This is a genomic window from Nocardia sp. NPDC051911 (assembly GCF_040681035.1).
Taxonomy (GTDB): domain Bacteria; phylum Actinomycetota; class Actinomycetes; order Mycobacteriales; family Mycobacteriaceae; genus Nocardia; species Nocardia sichangensis.
On record NZ_JBFAXY010000031.1, the window covers coordinates 16,503 to 33,925 of the forward strand.

19 protein-coding genes are annotated in these 17,423 nt (G+C 68.5%); 17 read left to right on the forward strand and 2 right to left on the reverse strand.

Annotation, left to right across the window (positions count from 1 at the left end; all coding sequences use genetic code 11):
- Positions 1–109 precede the first annotated feature (109 nt).
- Positions 110–1,423 (forward strand): helix-turn-helix domain-containing protein, encoded by a 1,314-nt coding sequence (locus AB0L97_RS30040; RefSeq protein ID WP_364436030.1) that lies wholly within the window; start codon positions 110–112, stop codon positions 1,421–1,423.
- Positions 1,424–1,436: 13 nt separating this feature from the next.
- Here AB0L97_RS30040 and AB0L97_RS30045 read toward each other — a convergent pair whose 3' ends face one another.
- Entirely contained in the window at positions 1,437–1,703 is a 267-nt protein-coding gene (locus tag AB0L97_RS30045) for a DUF2277 domain-containing protein (RefSeq protein ID WP_067794607.1), read from the reverse strand.
- 165 nt (positions 1,704–1,868) lie between these two features.
- On the opposite strand from AB0L97_RS30045, the gene AB0L97_RS30050 reads away from it, so the two are divergent.
- Positions 1,869–2,702, forward strand: coding sequence for a DUF1266 domain-containing protein (locus tag AB0L97_RS30050; RefSeq protein ID WP_355079160.1), 834 nt, complete (start codon positions 1,869–1,871; stop codon positions 2,700–2,702).
- Here the strand turns inward: AB0L97_RS30050 and AB0L97_RS30055 are convergent.
- Positions 2,682–3,560 carry a hypothetical protein gene (locus AB0L97_RS30055; protein ID WP_364436035.1) on the reverse strand — a complete coding sequence of 293 codons (879 nt, stop codon included), beginning with the start codon at positions 3,558–3,560 and terminating at the stop codon, positions 2,682–2,684. The genes AB0L97_RS30050 and AB0L97_RS30055 overlap by 21 nt on opposite strands.
- Positions 3,561–3,986: 426 nt before the next feature.
- Between AB0L97_RS30055 and ftsH the strand changes: the two genes are divergently transcribed.
- The 15 genes from ftsH (at position 3,987) to AB0L97_RS30130 (ending at position 17,346) form a co-directional block, all read left to right on the forward strand.
- Positions 3,987–6,371, forward strand: coding sequence for an ATP-dependent zinc metalloprotease FtsH (gene ftsH, locus AB0L97_RS30060; protein WP_355079156.1), 2,385 nt, complete (start codon positions 3,987–3,989; stop codon positions 6,369–6,371).
- 141 nt (positions 6,372–6,512) lie between these two features.
- Positions 6,513–7,130 (forward strand): GTP cyclohydrolase I FolE, encoded by a 618-nt coding sequence (gene folE / locus AB0L97_RS30065; protein ID WP_355079266.1) that lies wholly within the window; start codon positions 6,513–6,515, stop codon positions 7,128–7,130.
- A gap of 71 nt (positions 7,131–7,201) precedes the next feature.
- A complete protein-coding gene (gene folP, locus AB0L97_RS30070) occupies positions 7,202–8,059 on the forward strand; it encodes a dihydropteroate synthase (protein ID WP_364436183.1) in 858 nt (285 codons plus the stop codon).
- Positions 8,056–8,493 carry a dihydroneopterin aldolase gene (folB, locus tag AB0L97_RS30075; RefSeq protein WP_356963547.1) on the forward strand — a complete coding sequence of 146 codons (438 nt, stop codon included), beginning with the start codon at positions 8,056–8,058 and terminating at the stop codon, positions 8,491–8,493. Before folP ends, folB begins: the two co-directional genes overlap by 4 nt.
- 58 nt (positions 8,494–8,551) lie before the next feature.
- Entirely contained in the window at positions 8,552–9,088 is a 537-nt protein-coding gene (gene folK, locus AB0L97_RS30080; RefSeq protein WP_364436040.1) for a 2-amino-4-hydroxy-6-hydroxymethyldihydropteridine diphosphokinase, read from the forward strand.
- A 2-nt stretch (positions 9,089–9,090) separates the two neighbouring features.
- On the forward strand, positions 9,091–9,561 hold the full coding sequence (locus AB0L97_RS30085) for a DUF3180 domain-containing protein (RefSeq protein ID WP_355079262.1): 471 nt from the start codon (positions 9,091–9,093) through the stop codon (positions 9,559–9,561).
- Between the two features lie 70 nt (positions 9,562–9,631).
- Positions 9,632–10,579 carry a DUF6779 domain-containing protein gene (locus AB0L97_RS30090; protein WP_364436043.1) on the forward strand — a complete coding sequence of 316 codons (948 nt, stop codon included), beginning with the start codon at positions 9,632–9,634 and terminating at the stop codon, positions 10,577–10,579.
- A gap of 155 nt (positions 10,580–10,734) precedes the next feature.
- On the forward strand, positions 10,735–11,664 hold the full coding sequence (locus tag AB0L97_RS30095) for a DUF2520 domain-containing protein (RefSeq protein WP_364436046.1): 930 nt from the start codon (positions 10,735–10,737) through the stop codon (positions 11,662–11,664).
- The gene (gene panC / locus AB0L97_RS30100) at positions 11,664–12,641 is read left to right on the forward strand and encodes a pantoate--beta-alanine ligase (protein ID WP_364436049.1); all 978 of its coding nucleotides are present in this window, start codon (positions 11,664–11,666) and stop codon (positions 12,639–12,641) included. Before AB0L97_RS30095 ends, panC begins: the two co-directional genes overlap by 1 nt.
- A 13-nt stretch (positions 12,642–12,654) precedes the next feature.
- Positions 12,655–13,074, forward strand: a complete 420-nt coding sequence (gene panD / locus AB0L97_RS30105; protein WP_355079144.1) for an aspartate 1-decarboxylase — start codon at positions 12,655–12,657, stop codon at positions 13,072–13,074.
- A gap of 16 nt (positions 13,075–13,090) precedes the next feature.
- The gene (locus AB0L97_RS30110; protein ID WP_364436053.1) at positions 13,091–13,888 is read left to right on the forward strand and encodes a type III pantothenate kinase; all 798 of its coding nucleotides are present in this window, start codon (positions 13,091–13,093) and stop codon (positions 13,886–13,888) included.
- A 181-nt stretch (positions 13,889–14,069) separates the two neighbouring features.
- Positions 14,070–14,678, forward strand: a complete 609-nt coding sequence (locus AB0L97_RS30115) for a cysteine dioxygenase family protein (RefSeq protein WP_356963552.1) — start codon at positions 14,070–14,072, stop codon at positions 14,676–14,678.
- A gap of 8 nt (positions 14,679–14,686) precedes the next feature.
- Positions 14,687–15,109: a rhodanese-like domain-containing protein gene (locus AB0L97_RS30120; RefSeq protein ID WP_355079260.1), complete on the forward strand. Its 423-nt coding sequence runs from the start codon at positions 14,687–14,689 to the stop codon at positions 15,107–15,109.
- Positions 15,110–15,371: 262 nt separating this feature from the next.
- Positions 15,372–16,871 carry a lysine--tRNA ligase gene (gene lysS / locus AB0L97_RS30125; RefSeq protein ID WP_355079258.1) on the forward strand — a complete coding sequence of 500 codons (1,500 nt, stop codon included), beginning with the start codon at positions 15,372–15,374 and terminating at the stop codon, positions 16,869–16,871.
- Positions 16,872–16,986: 115 nt separating this feature from the next.
- On the forward strand, positions 16,987–17,346 hold the full coding sequence (locus AB0L97_RS30130) for an Lsr2 family protein (protein WP_039794672.1): 360 nt from the start codon (positions 16,987–16,989) through the stop codon (positions 17,344–17,346).
- The last annotated feature ends 77 nt before the right edge of the window (positions 17,347–17,423 follow it).

Here is a 17,423-nt window from a genome sequence, read left to right on the forward strand (position 1 = left end):
GACACAATCCAAACAGACTTTCTTGGCCCAGATCATCAAGGAAAACGGGTGATTTTGTGTCCGTGAGACAAGCGGTGGTTCGGTATCCGCCGAGCCGGAGGAGAGGGCGATGACCGTTGGGCCTTCGCCGGGCGCCGCGGCCAGGCCGAGCCCCGCACCCGACGAAGTGCGCGACTGGCTCGCGGAGTACGTCTACGAGACGACGCGCGCCGAAGTGCTCGAACGCATCGTCACCCGGCTCGACGACGTGATCATCGCGCGCATCCCCGAACTAGCCGATCGCGATATGCGCCGCGACCTCGCGGCCAGCACCAGGGCGCACGCCAGGATCGTGCTCAGCCGCCTGGCCAGCGATACCTTCGAGTTCTCGCTCCCGGAGGAGGCGCACGCGTTCGCGCGCAGCGTGGCCAGGCGTGGTTTCGAGCTGCGGTTGCTGCTGCGGGTCTATCACGTGGGCATGGAGGCGGTGCTGGACTACATGACCGAGGTCGTCGAGCAGCGGCGGGCGACGCCGGAACTCGAACGCATGGTGCTGCTGCGGCTGTTCGAGCGGGCCACCAAGTGGATCAGCACGTCGGTCGAGTTGCTCACCGACACCTACATGGAGGAGCGTGAGCAGGTGCTGCGCGCCGCCTTCAACCGTCGCGCCGAGACCGTCCGAGCGCTGCTGGACGGCGAGCACGTGGACGTCGATCAGGCATCGGTGCGGCTCGGCTACCGGCTCTCCCAGCGGCACCTGGCCTTCGTGCTGTGGACCGACGAGCCGACCGGAGAACCCGCAGGCGCGGAGGCGGAGGCGACCGGACTGCTGGATCGGGTCGCGGCGCGGCTGGCCGCGGCGCTGGGCAGCGCGCGGCTGCTCACCGTTCCATCCGGCGCCAGCGCGATGTGGGCGTGGGCCGGATCGGACGACGGGGAACACGGCGCCGAACTCGCGGTGCCGGGCGAAGCGGAGCGGCTGGCCGCGGCGCAGGTCGATGCGCCGGTACGGGTGGCGTTCGGTGTGCCCGCCGCGGGGATCGCCGGTTTCCGTCGCAGTCATCGGGAAGCGGTCGCCGCGCGGCAGGTCGCGGAGCGCGCACCCGCGGGCGGGCGGCGCGTCACCGGGTATCGAACGGTGGAGATCGCCTATCTGGCCGGTGCGGACGAAGCGGCCATGCGAGGACTGGTCGAGCGGGAACTGGGCGCGCTGGCGGCGCGCGACGGGAACGCCGCCCGGCTGCGCGAGACGCTGCACGCCTATCTGCGCAGCCAACGCAGCCCGGAGGCCACCGCGAAGGTGCTCGGCGTACACAAGAACACGGTCCGCTACCGCGTGCAGCGGATCGAACAGCTTTTGGGATATCCGATCGAAGAACGCGGTCTGCCGCTGGAGATCGCGCTGGTGTGCGTCGCCGTCTACGGCGCCGACGCACTGCCCTGAACCGGCCGCCTGTCTACTCTCCCGCCGCGGCCTCCCGTGCGGCGATCCGGCGCAGCGGCGGTTCGGTGGTCGGGGCCACCCTGCGGTCGGGTAACTCGGCGAGCAAGGTGGTGGTCGCGTTTGCGATGGCCGCGACGGCCTTGTCGACGGCCGGTTTGGTGGTCGAGCTCAGGCCGGACACGCCACCGACCTTGCGCACGTACTGCAGTGCGGCGGCATAGATTTCCTGCTCGGTTGCGGCAGGCTCCAGACCACGCAGGACGGTGATGTTTCTACACATGCGAGCACACTAGCCCCAGATCACGACATGCGTCAGCGCAAGAACCAACGGAGTCCGAAATCGATTCGCCCTGCGGACGCGCCCGCGGTCCGGCGTCGCGACCGACAGAGGTGGCCGTCCGCGAATCCCGCGCGTACCCCGCGCGGGATAGGGAACAATCGGGGCATGTCTTCGCGCGGCGTACCCACCTTGACGACCTTTCCGTACGCGGAGCTGGACGAGCGGGAGGAAGACCACTGGTCCGGCGCCGCGGTATCCGACGACGAATTGCGGGCGCTGGCCCTCGGCGCCTTCTATTCCGCGCGCTGGGACGCCTTCCATGACGCGCTGCTGCTCGGCCCGGAACGCGCGCATCCGCTCGGTGACCGGCGTGAACTGGCCATCGACACACTCACCGGCGCGTGGGGCATCACCGATGGCACCGAGGCGCAGGCGTCGATGGAGCAGTTGCTCGACGGCATGCACGCCCCGCTCTACGCGCTGGTGCACCCGCTGGTGACGGCCTCGATCAACGCCAGTGAGCGCGATCGCTTCGGTGAGCGCGCCGACCGGCACCGGGCGTTCCTGCGGCAGGTCGGAGCGTTCCGGGGGATGGACAATCCCGAGGCGCTGGTCCGCGACTACGACATCTGGTCGCAGGCGATCAAGATCGGATTCACCGACCATCTGGCCCGGCCGCTGCCGGGTGACATCCACGCCTGGGATCTGGCCAGGGTCGTCGCGGTGGCCAGGATGGCCTACACGGCCGGGTACCTCGACGCTGACGTGGCCTGGAGTTATCTGGCGCGCGCCCTGCCGCTGGCCCAGAGCAAGTACCGCAACTGGCGCCAGTTCGGCGACGCCTACCTCACCGGCTGGACCTATTGGCAGGCCTGCGAGGACTTGGCCGAGCTGAAGAACGGCGGCGTCGACCGCCGCAAGGAGCTGCTGCGGCTGTGGCTGCGTCCGACCAGCCCGTGGCGGCGGATCGCGCTGAACTCAGCTCCCGTCGGGGAGTGAACGCAGGATTCCGCGGCCGTAACGTTGGAACTGCGCGTCGTCGACCATGCCGAGGGAGTGTCGCTCGACCAGCAGTTCCCACTCCGAATACAACTGCGCCACACCGGGATCCGCGGGGCCAGCGGCGCCGTCGGCGGACTCCCGGCGTACCGCGAAGTTCACCGCGCAGATGACCCGATCGGTGTCGGCGCGGTCGACGCCCGCGAATTGCAGCGTGCGGCTGCCGTCGTGTACCTCGGCGCCGGTCGCGCCGCGTCCGGGGCCGATCTCGCCGCGCCCCGCGGTGGGGGTATCGGTCACGCGAGCCCATACGACCACGGGAATCGGGAGTTCGTACGCGTACCGGCTGTCGCCGATCGCGATGAACAGCAGCCGCGTCGTCGTGGCGGCGAGCAGGCCGGAGCCGCTGCCCGCCGGAGGGTGCGCGACCGCGACGGCGGTCTCCAGGACGTACTCGTCCGGCGTCACGTAACGATGCAGAGCCGCTATCGCATGCTTCGCCTCACGGCGCGGCGACATCCTGCGCGTCGCCCGTTCCACGTCCGCGCGGGTGGGGCCGCTACGTCCCCAGGTGGGGGGAGGCGGGCGCAGGTCCGGCGCCGCCACGTCGATGCGCTGGGTGGCGAGGATGTGCGCGTTGATGCGGTCGACGATTTCGGTGGCCGCGGGAACGTCGTGCTCGGCGATGATCACCGGAAGTGGCGTGCGGTCCGCGGGGACGCCGGTGAGCACGGGCGTCGGGTAGCGCAGATAGATCTCGATCACCACCGCGTCGTCCGCGCGCCGGTTCAGCCGGACCTTGAGCAGGTCGGAGACCGGGACATCGAGCACGCGCTCGCCGTCGGACCCGGGCCGCAAGACGATCAACCTGCCGCGGCCGTGACGCAGTATCGCTGTGGGTGTTCGTAACTCGACTATGTCCATACCCCCTGCGCTCGTGTCTGGTCTGCGGCGCTCCCGGGGCCTTTCGTGGTGTGCGAGCTACCGCCTACGTGCCCGTCGCTCGCGCCGCGATGTTGTGTCGTCGCTCACGATAGGCCGAACATGCCATGATTGTTGCCACTTGGAGGAAGCCGAACCGGAGACATCGGGAACCACCGTCGATCCCCGGCCGTTTACCTCTTTAACTGCACCTGCAGCCGAACTACGCGATGTATCGAGTAGACCGTACGCGGTAACGTGGCTTGTCCGCATCCGAACCCCTGCGGAACCGGACGCGCCAGACGCATCGCTAGGCAAGAACCGGAGACACCGGAAAGGACTGGCCGCCCCGGCCGACGCTCTATGAACCGCAAGACAGTGTTTCGCACCCTGGCCATAGTCTCGGGCATCTTGCTCGTGATCTATGCGTTCAGCTACTTCGGCAACGACACGCGGGGCTGGAAGAGCGTCGATACATCGGTTGCCCTGAGCCAGCTCGAGAACAAGAGCAACGTCCAGAACGTCCAGATCGATGATCGCGAGCAGCAGCTGCGCATCGAGCTGAAGGACGGCAACGACGCCACCGGCGGACAGAACAAGATCATCGCGAAGTATCCGGGCGGTAGCGAGACCTCCGCCCAGATCTTCTCGGCCGTGAAGAACTCCGGCGCCCCGTACAACACCGTGGTCAAGCAGGAGAGCTGGTTCACCCAGATCCTGCTGTTCGTGCTGCCGATGGTCATCCTGCTCGGCCTGTTCATCTTCGTGATGGCCCGCATGCAGGGCGGCGGCCGCGGCGGCATGATGGGCTTCGGCAAGTCGAAGGCCAAGCAGCTGTCCAAGGACATGCCCAAGACCACGTTCGCCGACGTGGCCGGAGCCGACGAGGCGGTCGAGGAACTCTACGAGATCAAGGACTTCCTGCAGAACCCGGTCCGCTACCAGGCCCTCGGCGCCAAGATCCCCAAGGGCGTCCTGCTCTACGGTCCGCCCGGCACCGGTAAGACCCTGCTGGCCCGTGCCGTCGCGGGCGAGGCAGGCGTGCCGTTCTTCACCATCTCCGGTTCGGACTTCGTGGAGATGTTCGTCGGCGTCGGCGCCTCCCGCGTGCGCGACCTGTTCGAGCAGGCCAAGCAGAACAGCCCCTGCATCATCTTCGTCGACGAGATCGACGCGGTCGGCCGCCAGCGCGGCGCTGGCCTCGGCGGCGGTCACGACGAGCGCGAGCAGACCCTCAACCAGCTGCTGGTGGAGATGGACGGCTTCGGCGACCGCACCGGCATCATCCTGATCGCCGCCACCAACCGCCCCGACATCCTCGACCCGGCGCTGCTGCGTCCCGGCCGCTTCGACCGGCAGATCCCGGTCGGCAATCCGGACCTCGCCGGTCGCCGCGCCATCCTGCGGGTGCACTCGCAGGGCAAGCCGATCTCCCCGGATGCCGATCTGGACGGCCTGGCCAAGCGCACCGTCGGCATGTCCGGCGCGGACCTCGCCAACGTCATCAACGAGGCCGCGCTGCTCACCGCCCGCGAGCACGGCGCGGTGATCACCGGCGAATCGCTGGAGGAGTCGGTCGACCGCGTAATCGGCGGCCCGCGCCGCAAGAGCCGGATCATCAGCGAGCACGAGAAGAAGATCACCGCCTATCACGAGGGCGGCCACACCTTGGCCGCCTGGGCGATGCCGGACATCGAGCCGGTCTACAAGGTCACCATCCTGGCGCGCGGTCGCACCGGCGGCCACGCCATGACGGTGCCCGAGGACGACAAGGGCCTGATGACCCGCTCGGAGATGATCGCCCGCCTGGTCATGGCGATGGGCGGCCGCGCGGCCGAGGAACTGGTGTTCCACGAGCCGACCACCGGCGCGTCCTCCGATATCGACCAGGCAACCAAGATCGCCCGGGCGATGGTCACCGAGTACGGCATGAGCGCCCGGCTCGGCGCGGTCCGCTACGGCCAGGAGCAGGGCGACCCGTTCCTCGGCCGCTCGATGGGCATGGGTTCGGAGTATTCGCACGAGGTGGCGGGCGCGATCGACGTGGAGGTGCGCAACCTGATCGAGGCCGCGCACACCGAGGCGTGGGCGATCCTGAACGAGTACCGCGACGTGCTCGACGACCTGGCCACCGCGCTGTTGGAGCGGGAGACGCTGCACCGCAAGGATCTCGAGCAGATCCTCGCCTCCGTGCAGAAGCGCCCGCGGATCACCGCGTTCAACGATTTCGGCGAGCGCGTCCCCTCGGACAAGCCGCCGGTGAAGACCCCGGGCGAGCTGGCCGCCGAGCGCGGCGAGTCGTGGCCGCCGGAGCCGGTGGTGAAGCCGGTGGCCGCGTCCGCGCAGCGCGAGCCGCAGCCCGCCAACGGGTATCCGCCGCATGAGAGCGGTTACGGCGCTCCGCCGCAGTACCCCCGCCCGTCCGCGCCCGGCTACCCGCTGCCGCAGGCGCCCGCTCCGGCCTATCCGCGCCAGGGCACGCACGGTTCGCGGCCGGACTACGGCGCTCCGGCGGGCTGGTCCGCTCCCGGCTGGCCGCCGCGCGACGAGCCGCAGCAGGGTCAGCCCGGCTGGGGCGACCCGCAGCAGCCGCGGCACGGCTATCAGCCGTGGGGTCCGCAGGGTTCGCCCGAAGGCGGCTATGACAGGGACGGGTACGGCGACCACGGCGGTTACGACGAGCCGCGCCGGACGAATCCGAACGGCGAGGGCGACGGTGATTGGGATGGACCGAACGGTCGTCACTGACCTGTGACGATTAGGCTCGACCATCTGGGGTGCCGAGAGATTGCCGGCGCCCGGGGAGTTTGGAGGTGTCCTCGATTGTCGGCCAACGAGTATGGCGGTGGTCACACCGTCGCCGAACTGGACAGTGCGGAGCACAACGGCATCGACATCGGCCTGTCGGAGCCGGGCCTCGTGGCACTGGAAACGGGCAGGTCGTTCGATCAGGCGCGAGCCGAAGCGGCGGTACGGGAGTTGCTGATCGCCGTCGGTGAGGACCCGGACCGGCCCGGCCTGCTCGACACGCCCGCCCGGGTCGCGCGGGCCTACCGGGAGACGTTCGCCGGGCTCTATGTGGAACCGGATTCGGTGCTCAACACCACGTTCGACGAGGGCCATCAGGAACTCGTACTGGTCAGGGACATTCCGATGTACTCCACCTGTGAGCACCACTTGGTGTCCTTCCACGGTGTCGCCCATGTCGGGTACATCCCCGGTCCGCACGGCCGGGTCACCGGCCTGTCCAAACTCGCCCGCCTGGTCGACCTGTACGCCAAGCGCCCGCAGGTGCAGGAGCGGCTGACCAGCCAGATCGCCGACGCGGTGATGCGCAAGCTGGACCCGAGGGGAGCGATCGTCGTGGTCGAGGCCGAGCACCTCTGCATGGCGATGCGCGGCATCCGCAAGCCGGGCGCGAGCACGACCACCTCCGCGGTGCGTGGACTGCTGCAGTCCAACGCCGCCTCGCGCGCCGAGGCGCTCGATCTGATCCTGCGGAAGTGAGCGGGCCCACGGTGTCCGAACCGAGGCGCTTCGAGAGCCTCGCCGCCCGCGACGGGCGCTCCTGTGTGGTGATGGGTGTGGTGAACGTCACCAGCGATTCGTTCTCCGACGGCGGGCGATACCTCGATCCCGAGCTGGCCATCGCGCACGGCGTTCGGCTGCACGCCGCGGGTGCGGACGTCATCGACGTCGGCGGCGAGTCGACCAGGCCGGGCGCGGTCCGCGTCGACGCGGCGACCGAGACCGCACGGGTGACACCGGTCATCCGCGGACTGGTCGCGGCGGGTGTGCCGACCAGCGTGGACACCATGCGCGCCGCCGTCGCCGAAGCCGCGATCGAAGCCGGGGTGTCGGTGGTGAACGACGTCTCCGGCGGCCGCGCCGATGCCGACATGGTGCGCGTGGTCGCCTCCGCGCGGGTCCCGTGGATCCTCATGCACTGGCGGGCGGGCGCCGACTACCGGCACACCGGACCGGCGGACCACTACGACGACGTGGTCGCGGAGGTGCTCGCCGAGTTGACCACGCAGGTGGACTCGGCCGTCGCCGCGGGCGTGGAGTCGTCCCGGCTGATTCTCGACCCCGGCTTGGGCTTCGCGAAGAACGCCGAACACAACTGGGCTCTGCTCGGCGCGCTGCCGGAATTGGTCGCGCAGGGGCTCCCGGTCCTGATCGGGGCGTCTCGCAAGCGTTTTCTCGGCTCCCTGCTCGCCGACGAGGCGGGGCCGCGTCCACCGGACGGCAGGGAGACGGCCACCGCGACCATCTCGGCGCTGGCCGCGGTGCACGGCGCGTGGGGTGTGCGGGTGCACGACGTGCGCGCCTCGCTGGACGCCATCACGGTCACCGACGCGTGGCAGAATGCCGCACGGCAGCGCGCCGAACAGCACGACACCGCCCGATCCAGTGCGCAAGGAGCTCGACGATGAGCCGGTCCCCGATCCACGCCGAAGACGAGGCGCCGCCGGGTGATTCGGCGATCCGGCGCGGCGCCGACCGCATCGAGTTGCGCGGCCTGCGCGCCTACGGGCACCACGGCGTGTTCGAGCACGAGCGCCGCGACGGCCAGGAGTTCCTGGTCGACCTGACGGTATGGGTGGACTTCGACGTGGCCGCGGCGTCCGACGACCTGGCGGCCACCGTGGACTACGGCGCGTTGGCCGAACGCGCGGTGCGCATCGTCCAGGGTCCGCCGCGCAATCTCATCGAGACGGTGGTCTCGGAGATCGCCGACGATGTCATGACCGATCCGCGGATACGGTCGGTCGAGGTGGTGTTGCACAAGCCGTCCGCGCCGATCCCGCACACGTTCGCCGATGTGCGGGTGATCACCTCGCGTCACCGGGGGGAGCCCGTCGGATGAGCGAGCGGAACTGCGGCGCGGTGTTTTTCACCGTGCCGGGCGCCGCGGAGGTGCGCCGATGACCCGTGCCGTGCTGTCCATCGGTTCGAATCTGGGTGATCGGCTCGCGCATCTGCGCAGCGTCCTGGACGGGTTCGGCCATCGCGTGCTGGCGGTCTCCGCCGTGTATTCGACCGCGCCCTGGGGTGGTGTCCCGCAGGGCGACTATCTCAATGCCGCTGTGCTGGTAGAGGATCCGGCCTTCGGCTGCGCCGACTGGCTGCGTCGCGGACAGGAGCTGGAGCAGGCCTCGGGACGGGTGCGTGAAGTGCGCTGGGGCGCACGCACACTCGACGTGGACGTGGTGTGGTGCGCCGAACTGCGCGGCGGTGAGCCGGTCGCGTGCCGTAGCGCCGACCCGGATCTCATCCTGCCGCACCCGCAGGCGCATCGGCGCGCCTTCGTGCTGGCGCCGTGGCTGGACGTGATGCCGGACGCGGTGCTCGAGGTCGACGGCGTGCCGCACGCTGTCGCGGATCTGCTGGCCGGGCTCGATCCGGAGGAACGCGCCGGGGTGCGTCGCACCGAGTTCTCGCTGACGGGCGCGCCGTCGTGAAACTGAAGCCGACTCGCATACTCGACCTCGTGGCGAACGTGCTGATCGCCGCGATCGTCGCGTGGATCGCCACCCGGGTGGCCTATGACAGCTTCCCGCCGATCTCGATCTTCGCGGGCGCCTCGCTGTATCCGGTGGCCGCGATCGAAGCGGTGCTCGCTTTCGTCATCCGGGCGCGGGTCAACGACCATCAGATCGGCGATGGACGTCACCAGTTGCATCCGATCACGGCGGCCCGCGCCGTCGCGTTGGCCAAGGCGTCGGCGCAGGTCGGTTCGATCGCCGCGGGTATCTGGCTCGGATTCCTGTGCTGGGTCCTCCCGCAGCGCGGCACCTTGCGCGCGGCCGCGGCCGACAGCCCCGGCGCGATCGTCGGGATGCTGGCGGGCTTCGCTTTGGTTGCTGCGGCCCTCTGGCTGGAGTACTGCTGCCGGGCGCCGGAGGATCCCACCGACGATGCGGCAACTACATAGCTAGTTTCACGAACTTAATCACAAAACCGGAATCTGGGCGTGGCCGAAGCAATTGGCTACCCTGGCTGGCATGGTTTCACCCTCCCGTAGCAGCACTTCCCGTGGACGGCGGGACGAGGCGGGAAAATTATTCGTCGGCGTCCTGATCGTGCTCGGTCTGGTTGCCAGTGTTTTCCTGATCTTCAGCAACAGTGTCGAGTTCGTACGGGTAGGTCTGGTCGCGGCCCTGTGGGCCGCGGCGATCGGGGCTCTTGCTGCGACGAAGTACCGCAAAGAGGCGACGATCGACAAGGCGAAGGTCCGCGATCTGCAAACCGTCTACGCGTTGCAGCTGGAGCGTGAGGTCACCGCGCGCCGCGAGTACGAACTCGGTGTGGAGGCGCGGGTCCGCGAGGAGGTGGGCGCCGACGCGACCGAACTCGCGGCCTTGCGCGCGGAGCTCACCGTGCTGCGGCAGAGCCTGCAGCGGCTGTTCGACGGCGATCTGCCGATGGATCGCCCCGCGTTGCGCGCCGACGCGACCAGGATCCAGGAGCTGACCAGCTCCGGCACGGAATCGGGGAACAATAGCTCCGCGAATGCCGGGATGTGGTCGATGTTCGCCGACCAGCAACCGCGTAGCAGTATGACGCCGATCTTCGAGCCCGACCATCCCGAGCCACCGGTCTTCGCCAGCCCCTTCGATGATCCGGTCACCGCGGAGACCGCCGTCGTCTCCCTCGACGACACCGACCAGGCCGACGCGGAGCGGGCGCGCTACGCCGAGCCGCGCGGCTGGGCCGACGCCTTCACCGAGACGGTGGACGAGGAGCCGCTGGACGAGCCACCCACCCAGCCCGCCGCACGACCCCAGCCGACGCCGGAACCGGCCTCTCGGTCGGCCTCAGCACCCGCCATGGGCACGCCGAGCGCGCGCAGGCGCCGCCGGGCGGAAAGCGACGACGAGACGCCGTCGCGTCGTCTCTCGGTCGCGGAGATCATGGCCAACCTGCAATCGGAGGAGCGGGACCGCCGGTGAGTGGAGCCGGGGCCCGGCCCGGCACTGCGGCCTAGATCACGCGGACACCCCGTGGCGGCGGCGAAGCACCTGTAGATATCCTCTTGGCGTACCGTCCGGTACCCGCATGGCGGGACTGGAACGACATCGAGAGGACAACGTTGACCTCGAGAAGCGTGAATTCCGACAACGCTGATTCGGGCTACGACCCCGCGCCCGCACGCCTGACGGTGGGAATCGTCTCGGCGGGACGCGTGGGCTCGGCATTGGGCGTCGCACTCGAGCGCGCCGGACACGTCGTGTTCGGCGTCTGCGCGATCTCCGACGCGTCGGTGCGGCGTGCCAGGACCCGGCTGCCCGATTCGGAGATCCTGCCGATCGAACAGGTGGCCGCCCGCAGCGAGCTGCTGTTGCTGGCCGTGCCCGACGCCGAGCTTCCCGGCCTGGTTCGCGGTCTGGCCGGCGCGGAAGTCGTCCGTCCCGGCACCATCGTCGCGCACACGTCCGGCGCGAACGGCGTCGGCGTACTCGCGCCCCTGGCCGAGATCGGCGCGCTTCCGCTGGCCATCCACCCGGCCATGACCTTCACCGGACACGACGAGGACGTGAACCGCCTCGGCAACGCGTGCTTCGGCATCACCGCCGCCGATGAGGTCGGCTACGCCATCGCGCAGTCGCTGGTGATCGAGATGGGCGGCGAGCCGGTGCGGGTGCCGGAGGAGAACCGGCCGCTATACCACGCCGCGCTCGCGCATGGCAGCAATCACCTGGTCACGGTGATCGTCGACGCGGTGGCCGCGTTGCGCGCCGCCCTGGCCGGCCCCGGACTGATGGGCCAGCAGCTGGTGGACGAGTCGCCCAACGGCCTGGCCGAGCGTCTGCTCGCGCCCCTGGCATCGGCGGCGCTGGACAACGCCTTGCGGCGCGGCCAGTCCGCGCTGACCGGCCCGGTCGCCCGTGGTGACGCGGACGCGGTGGCCGCGCATCTGACCGCGTTGGCGTCGGTCGACGCCAGGCTGGCCGAGGCGTATCGCGCGCTGTCGCTGCGCACGGCGGAACGCGCGGGCACCGCCCCCGCCGTCATCGAACTGCTGGAAGGACGCTGATGTTGGACCCGAAACTGCGCGGCGCCTACCGGCCCGGTGCGCTGACCGTCCACCACGATCCCGCCGTGCTCGGCGCGGTGTCCGCCGCGCTGCGCGGCGTCGGCCGTACCGTCGCGCTGGTGCCGACCATGGGTGCGCTGCACGAGGGCCACCTGGAGATCGTGCGGCTGGCCAAGCGGACCAACCAGGTGGTCATCGTCTCGATCTTCGTCAACCCGTTGCAGTTCGGGGCGAACGAAGACCTGGACAAGTACCCACGCACGCTGGACGCCGACGTCGAGTTGTTGCGCGCGGAGGGTGTCGAGCTGGTGTTCGCGCCCAGCGCGTCCGACATGTATCCGGACGGCCCGCGTACCACGGTGCAGCCAGGCCCGCTCGGCGCGGAGCTGGAAGGGGCGAGCCGCCCGACCCATTTCGCGGGCATGCTCACCGTGGTCGCCAAGCTCCTGCAGATCGCGCGGCCGACCGAGGCGTTCTTCGGCGAGAAGGACTACCAGCAGCTCACGTTGATCCGGCAGATGGTCCGCGATCTGAACTTCGACGTGAAGATCACGCCGGTGGTCACCGTCCGTGAGGCCGACGGCCTGGCCATGTCCTCACGGAACCGTTATCTCGACCCCGTGCAGCGCGAATCGGCGCTCGCCTTGTCGGCCGCCCTGTCGGCGGGCAAGCACGCGGGCGGACTCGGCGGCGACGCGGTGCTCGCGGCCGCCCGTCAGGTGCTCGACGCCGTGCCCGGCGTGGACGTCGACTACCTGGAATTGCGCTCGGCCACCCTGTGCCCCGCCCCGGCCGCGGGCAACGCCAGGTTGCTGATCGCGGCCAGGGTGGGCACTACCCGGCTCATCGACAACATCGCCGTCACGCTCGGCGCTCCGATCGACGGCCATCCCAACGTCTCCGGTTCGCGGCCCGCCGTGGACCCCCGGTCCGTTCCGGCGGTGTCGAATCCCGCCCCGCTTCGTCCCGCGAACTAGAAAGGTCGACGCAATGCTGCGCACCATGATGAAGTCGAAGATCCACCGTGCCACCGTGACGCACGCCGACCTGCACTACGTCGGTTCGGTCACCGTGGACCAGGACCTGCTCGACGCCGCCGATCTGCTGGAAGGCGAGCAGGTCTGCATCGTCGACATCGACAACGGCGCCCGCCTGGAGACCTACGTGATCGCCGGTGAGCGAGGTTCGGGGGTGATCGGGATCAACGGCGCCGCGGCCCACCTGGTGCATCCCGGCGACCTCGTCATCCTGATCGCCTACGGCCAGCTGAACGAGCAGGAGCTGAAGGAATACGACCCCAAGGTCGTATTCGTCGACGAGCGCAACCGCCCGGTCGAGCTCGGTTCGGACCCGGCGCACGCACCGGAGGGCTCGGGCCTGACCTCGCCGCGCTCGCTGTCGTTCGTCTGAACAGCGGCGACCGGACATGTTGCTGACCATCGATGTCCGCAATACGAGTATCGAACTCGGCTTGTTCTCCGGTTCCGGAGAGCATTCGAAACTGGTGCGCCACTGGCGTGTCCACACCAATCCGTTGCTGACCGCCGACGAATTCGCCATGCAGGTGCGCGGGTTGGTCGGCGCGCAACTGGACGAGGTGATCGGCGTCTCGGCGCTTTCGACGGTGCCGCCCGTGCTGCGCGAACTGCGCGGCATGCTCGGCCAATACTGGGCTCATGTTCCGCACGTGTTGGTGGAACCCGGTGTGCGCACCGGGATTCCGCTGCTGGTGGACAATCCGAAAGAAGTCGGCGCCGACCGCATCGTCAATTGCCTGGCCGCCTACCAGCGGTATTCCGGGCCCGCGATCGTCGTCGATTTCGGAACGGCGATCTGCGTCGATCTGGTGTCGAAGAAGGGCGAGTTTCTCGGCGGGATCATCGCACCCGGTGTGGAGATCGCCACGGAAGCCCTGGTAGAACGCAGTGCGCTGCGGCGGGCGGAGTTGACCAGGCCGCGGTCGGTGCTGGGGAAGAACAGCATGGAATGCATGCAGTCCGGCGCGGTATTCGGTTTCGCCGGACTGGTCGACGGCCTGATCGATCGGATTCGCGACGAGTTCGACGCCTTTGCCGGCGACGATGTGGCGGTGGTGGCGACCGGCGCGACCGCGCCGCTGATCGTCCCGGAATCGGAAACGATCGACGACCACGATCCGCATCTCACGTTGACCGGCCTGCGGCTCGTATACGAACGCAACCAGCGGCGCAAGGGAAATGTCTGATATGCGCGGTGTTGGATTCGTCGCAGGCCAGGGACTTGTCGACACCGCGTCGCATGCTGTTAAACTCCCTCTCGTGACTTTCTTCGTGAGCACCCAGGAGTGTTGTCGAGGCTGACGTGCCTCGACCGATCGAGGCTGAGTTCCTGCCCTCGACCGTTACCTTCCTCCTGGAGATTCGCTCATGCGTTCTTCTGTTCTTTCCCTTTCTTCCGCGCGTACGGCGCTGTCGGCTACTCCGCCGGTGGAACGCTCGGTGGCACCCGCTCTGCCCACTCGGCTGCGCCCGGCCGATCTGCTGCGGCTGACCGACGAGGGCGCCGAGGACGTGCTCGCCGGTCGCTATGACCACCTGCTTCCAGCTGACGGGACATGGCCGCACGACGAGCGCTGGGCGACCAGGCTGCTCTCCGACGACGAGGTCGACGTCTGGTTGATCAGCTGGACGCCGGGCAAGTCGACCGAGTTGCACGACCATGCCGGGTCGCTCGGCGCGCTCACCGTGCTCAGCGGCGCGTTATCCGAATACCGCTGGAACGGGACGGAATTGCGTTGCCGCACGCTCGCGGCGGGTGACCAGGCCTCGTTCCCGATCGGCTGGGTGCACGACGTCATGCGGGCGCCCGCCGACGTGCCCGGCGCCGTCGAATCCGCGGGCCCGCTCGATCCGACGCTCAGCGTGCACGCCTATTCCCCGCCGCTCACCGCCATGTCGTATTACGAGGTGACCGGCCACGGCACCCTGCGGCGCACCCGAACCGTCCTCACCGACCAGCCCGAAGGTGACATGTGATGACCCGTTTGACCATCGATCAGATGCTCGAGAACGCACGGGCGCAACTCGACCGGATCTATGCCTTCGAATTGCCGGAAGCCATCGAGCGGGGCGCCATTCTGGTGGATATCCGGCCGCAGGCGCAACGCGGACGCGAGGGCACCTTGCCCGGCGCCTTGGTGATCGAGCGCAATGTCCTGGAATGGCGGCTGGACCCCACCAGTTCGGCCCGCTTGGCGCTGGCCGCCGATCACGACGTGGAATGGATCGTCGTCTGCTCCGAGGGCTATACCTCCAGCTTGGCCGCCGCCGCCCTGCAGCAACTCGGGCTGCACCGGGCGACCGATCTGGTGGGCGGTTACCAGGCGTTGAAGGCGGCCGGGCTGTTGAACGTCGCCGTCGGGGCGTCGCACTTCGTGCGTGAGGCCGAGGCGCTCGCCTCGCTGTAATTTCCCCGCCAACACTTCCATCTCGAAATAGCCGGGCGCGCAGGTGTTTTCGCACACACTATGATGCGCACCGGCTATTTCGCGTCTCCGGGACGTGGACCGGGACGTCCCGGACGGTGCGCCGCGGCGATACCGTTTCGTTACTCCGGGTCGGAGTCCGGGCGGCGCGCAAAACGATTTCCGGTGCACGCTAGGGTTGTTCGATGTGAGCACCCCGAACTCTGCCTCTTCGACCGCATCGACATCGGATTCGCGGCCCGCTGTGGCGCCCGCCGCCGACGATGCCCCGGAGCAGATACGGATTCGCCGGGAGAAGCGGGAGCGGCTGCTCGCGGCCGGTGGCGAGGCGTATCCCGTCGTCGTGCCGCGTACGCATACCCTGGCGGAAATTCGGGCCGCATATCCGGACCTGGCCGCCGACACCTCCACCGGACAAGAGGTGGGCGTCGCCGGGCGCGTCATATTCCTGCGTAATACCGGCAAGTTGTGTTTCGCGACACTGCAGGAAGGCGACGGCACCAAGCTGCAGGCGATGATCAGTCTGAACGGGGTCGGCGCGGACGCGCTTGCCGCCTGGAAGGCGGACGTCGACCTCGGTGACTTCGTTTTCGTGCACGGTGAGGTCATCTCTTCGCGAACCGGGGAACTGAGCGTCATGGCCGATTCGTGGTTCATGGCGGCGAAGGCCCTGCGGCCGCTGCCGGTGGCGCACAAGGAGATGAACGAGGAGTCGCGGGTCCGGCAGCGTTATGTCGACTTGATCGTGCGCCCTGAGGCCAGGGAGATGGCCCGTACCCGCATCGCCGTGGTGCGCGCGCTGCGCAACGCGCTCGAGCGCAGGGGCTTTCTCGAGGTGGAGACGCCGATGCTGCAGACGCTGCACGGCGGCGCCGCGGCCCGGCCGTTCGTCACCCATTCCAATGCCCTCGACATGGACCTCTTCCTGCGCATCGCGCCCGAGTTGTTCCTGAAGCGCTGCGTGGTCGGCGGCTTGGAGCGGGTCTTCGAGATCAACCGGAACTTCCGCAACGAGGGGGCGGACTCCACGCATTCCCCCGAGTTCGCGATGCTGGAGACCTACCAGGCTTACGGCACCTATGACGACTCGGCGGTGATGACCCGGGAATTGGTGCAGGAAGTGGCGCAGGAGGCGTTCGGCACGCAGGTGGTGACCCTGGCCGACGGCACCGAATACGATCTCCGTGGCGAGTGGGCCACCGTCGAGATGTACCCGTCGCTGTCCGATGCGCTGGGTGTGCAGGTCACTCCGGAAACATCGGTCGCCGAATTGCGCGCACTCGCGGATCGGGTCGGTCTGGAAATTCCGGAGGGCAAGGGCTACGGTCACGGGAAACTCGTCGAGGAACTTTGGGAACACCAGTATGGTGACAAGCTGTACGCACCGACTTTCGTGCGCGACTTCCCGGTGGAGACATCCCCGTTGACCAGGCAGCATCGCAGCACCGCAGGCGTCACGGAGAAGTGGGACCTCTATGTGCGCGGCTTCGAGTTGGCCACGGGCTATTCGGAGTTGGTCGACCCGGTGATCCAGCGGGAGCGGTTCGTCGACCAGGCCAGGTTGGCCGCGCAGGGCGACGACGAGGCGATGGTGCTGGACGAGGACTTCCTCGCCGCGATGGAGCACGGCATGCCGCCGACGACCGGAACGGGTATGGGAATCGATCGGTTGTTGATGGCGTTGACGGGTTTGGGAATCCGAGAAACGATACTGTTCCCAATTGTGCGTCCGGTCACCAGGTGACCACTGGATTGCAAAGCAGCGGCTCCGTCTTGGAATTTCCGGAATTCGAGGTATTCTTGCCTCGGGTAATCGGCCTAGTATGCGGGTCGCACGATTTCGAGAGGACGTTCATCTCATGGCAAAGAAGGTCACCGTTAGCCTGATCGACGATGTCGACGGTGAGTCCATCGCAGACGAGACCATCGAGTTTGCGATCGACGGTGTGTCGTACGAGATCGACCTGTCGTCGGCAAATGCGGCGAAGCTGCGCGACGGTTTGGAGGAGTGGGTTTCGAATGCGCGCCGGGTCAGCGGCCGGCGTCGGGTCAAGGCCGCCGCGGCCGCAACGGGCACTCCGAAGAGCCGGGTCTCGATCGATCGGGAACAAAGCGCCGCAATTCGTGAGTGGGCGCGCCGTAATGGACACAAGGTGTCCGCGCGGGGCCGCATCTCCGCCGACATCACCGACGCGTACAACAAGGCCGCGAAGGGATAGTTCTTTTTCCGGCCGCCGTCCCGGCGAATCGTGCGACGTCGGGACGGCGGTCTTGTTTGTGATAGGGCTTCGATATA

Bases quoted from the DNA above. Each gene is read 5' to 3' on its own strand.
- AB0L97_RS30090 (WP_364436043.1), top strand. From the start codon at position 9,632: ATGGTTTCACCCTCCCGTAGCAGCACTTCCCGTGGACGGCGGGACGAG.
- folB (WP_356963547.1), top strand. From the start codon at position 8,056: ATGAGCCGGTCCCCGATCCACGCCGAAGACGAGGCGCCGCCGGGTGAT.
- AB0L97_RS30045 (WP_067794607.1), bottom strand. From the start codon at position 1,703: ATGTGTAGAAACATCACCGTCCTGCGTGGTCTGGAGCCTGCCGCAACC.
- AB0L97_RS30130 (WP_039794672.1), top strand. From the start codon at position 16,987: ATGGCAAAGAAGGTCACCGTTAGCCTGATCGACGATGTCGACGGTGAG.
- AB0L97_RS30110 (WP_364436053.1), top strand. From the start codon at position 13,091: ATGTTGCTGACCATCGATGTCCGCAATACGAGTATCGAACTCGGCTTG.
- AB0L97_RS30050 (WP_355079160.1), top strand. From the start codon at position 1,869: ATGTCTTCGCGCGGCGTACCCACCTTGACGACCTTTCCGTACGCGGAG.
- folK (WP_364436040.1), top strand. From the start codon at position 8,552: ATGACCCGTGCCGTGCTGTCCATCGGTTCGAATCTGGGTGATCGGCTC.
- panC (WP_364436049.1), top strand. From the start codon at position 11,664: ATGTTGGACCCGAAACTGCGCGGCGCCTACCGGCCCGGTGCGCTGACC.
- AB0L97_RS30040 (WP_364436030.1), top strand. From the start codon at position 110: ATGACCGTTGGGCCTTCGCCGGGCGCCGCGGCCAGGCCGAGCCCCGCA.
- folP (WP_364436183.1), top strand. From the start codon at position 7,202: ATGGGTGTGGTGAACGTCACCAGCGATTCGTTCTCCGACGGCGGGCGA.
- panD (WP_355079144.1), top strand. From the start codon at position 12,655: ATGCTGCGCACCATGATGAAGTCGAAGATCCACCGTGCCACCGTGACG.
- AB0L97_RS30115 (WP_356963552.1), top strand. From the start codon at position 14,070: ATGCGTTCTTCTGTTCTTTCCCTTTCTTCCGCGCGTACGGCGCTGTCG.
- ftsH (WP_355079156.1), top strand. From the start codon at position 3,987: ATGAACCGCAAGACAGTGTTTCGCACCCTGGCCATAGTCTCGGGCATC.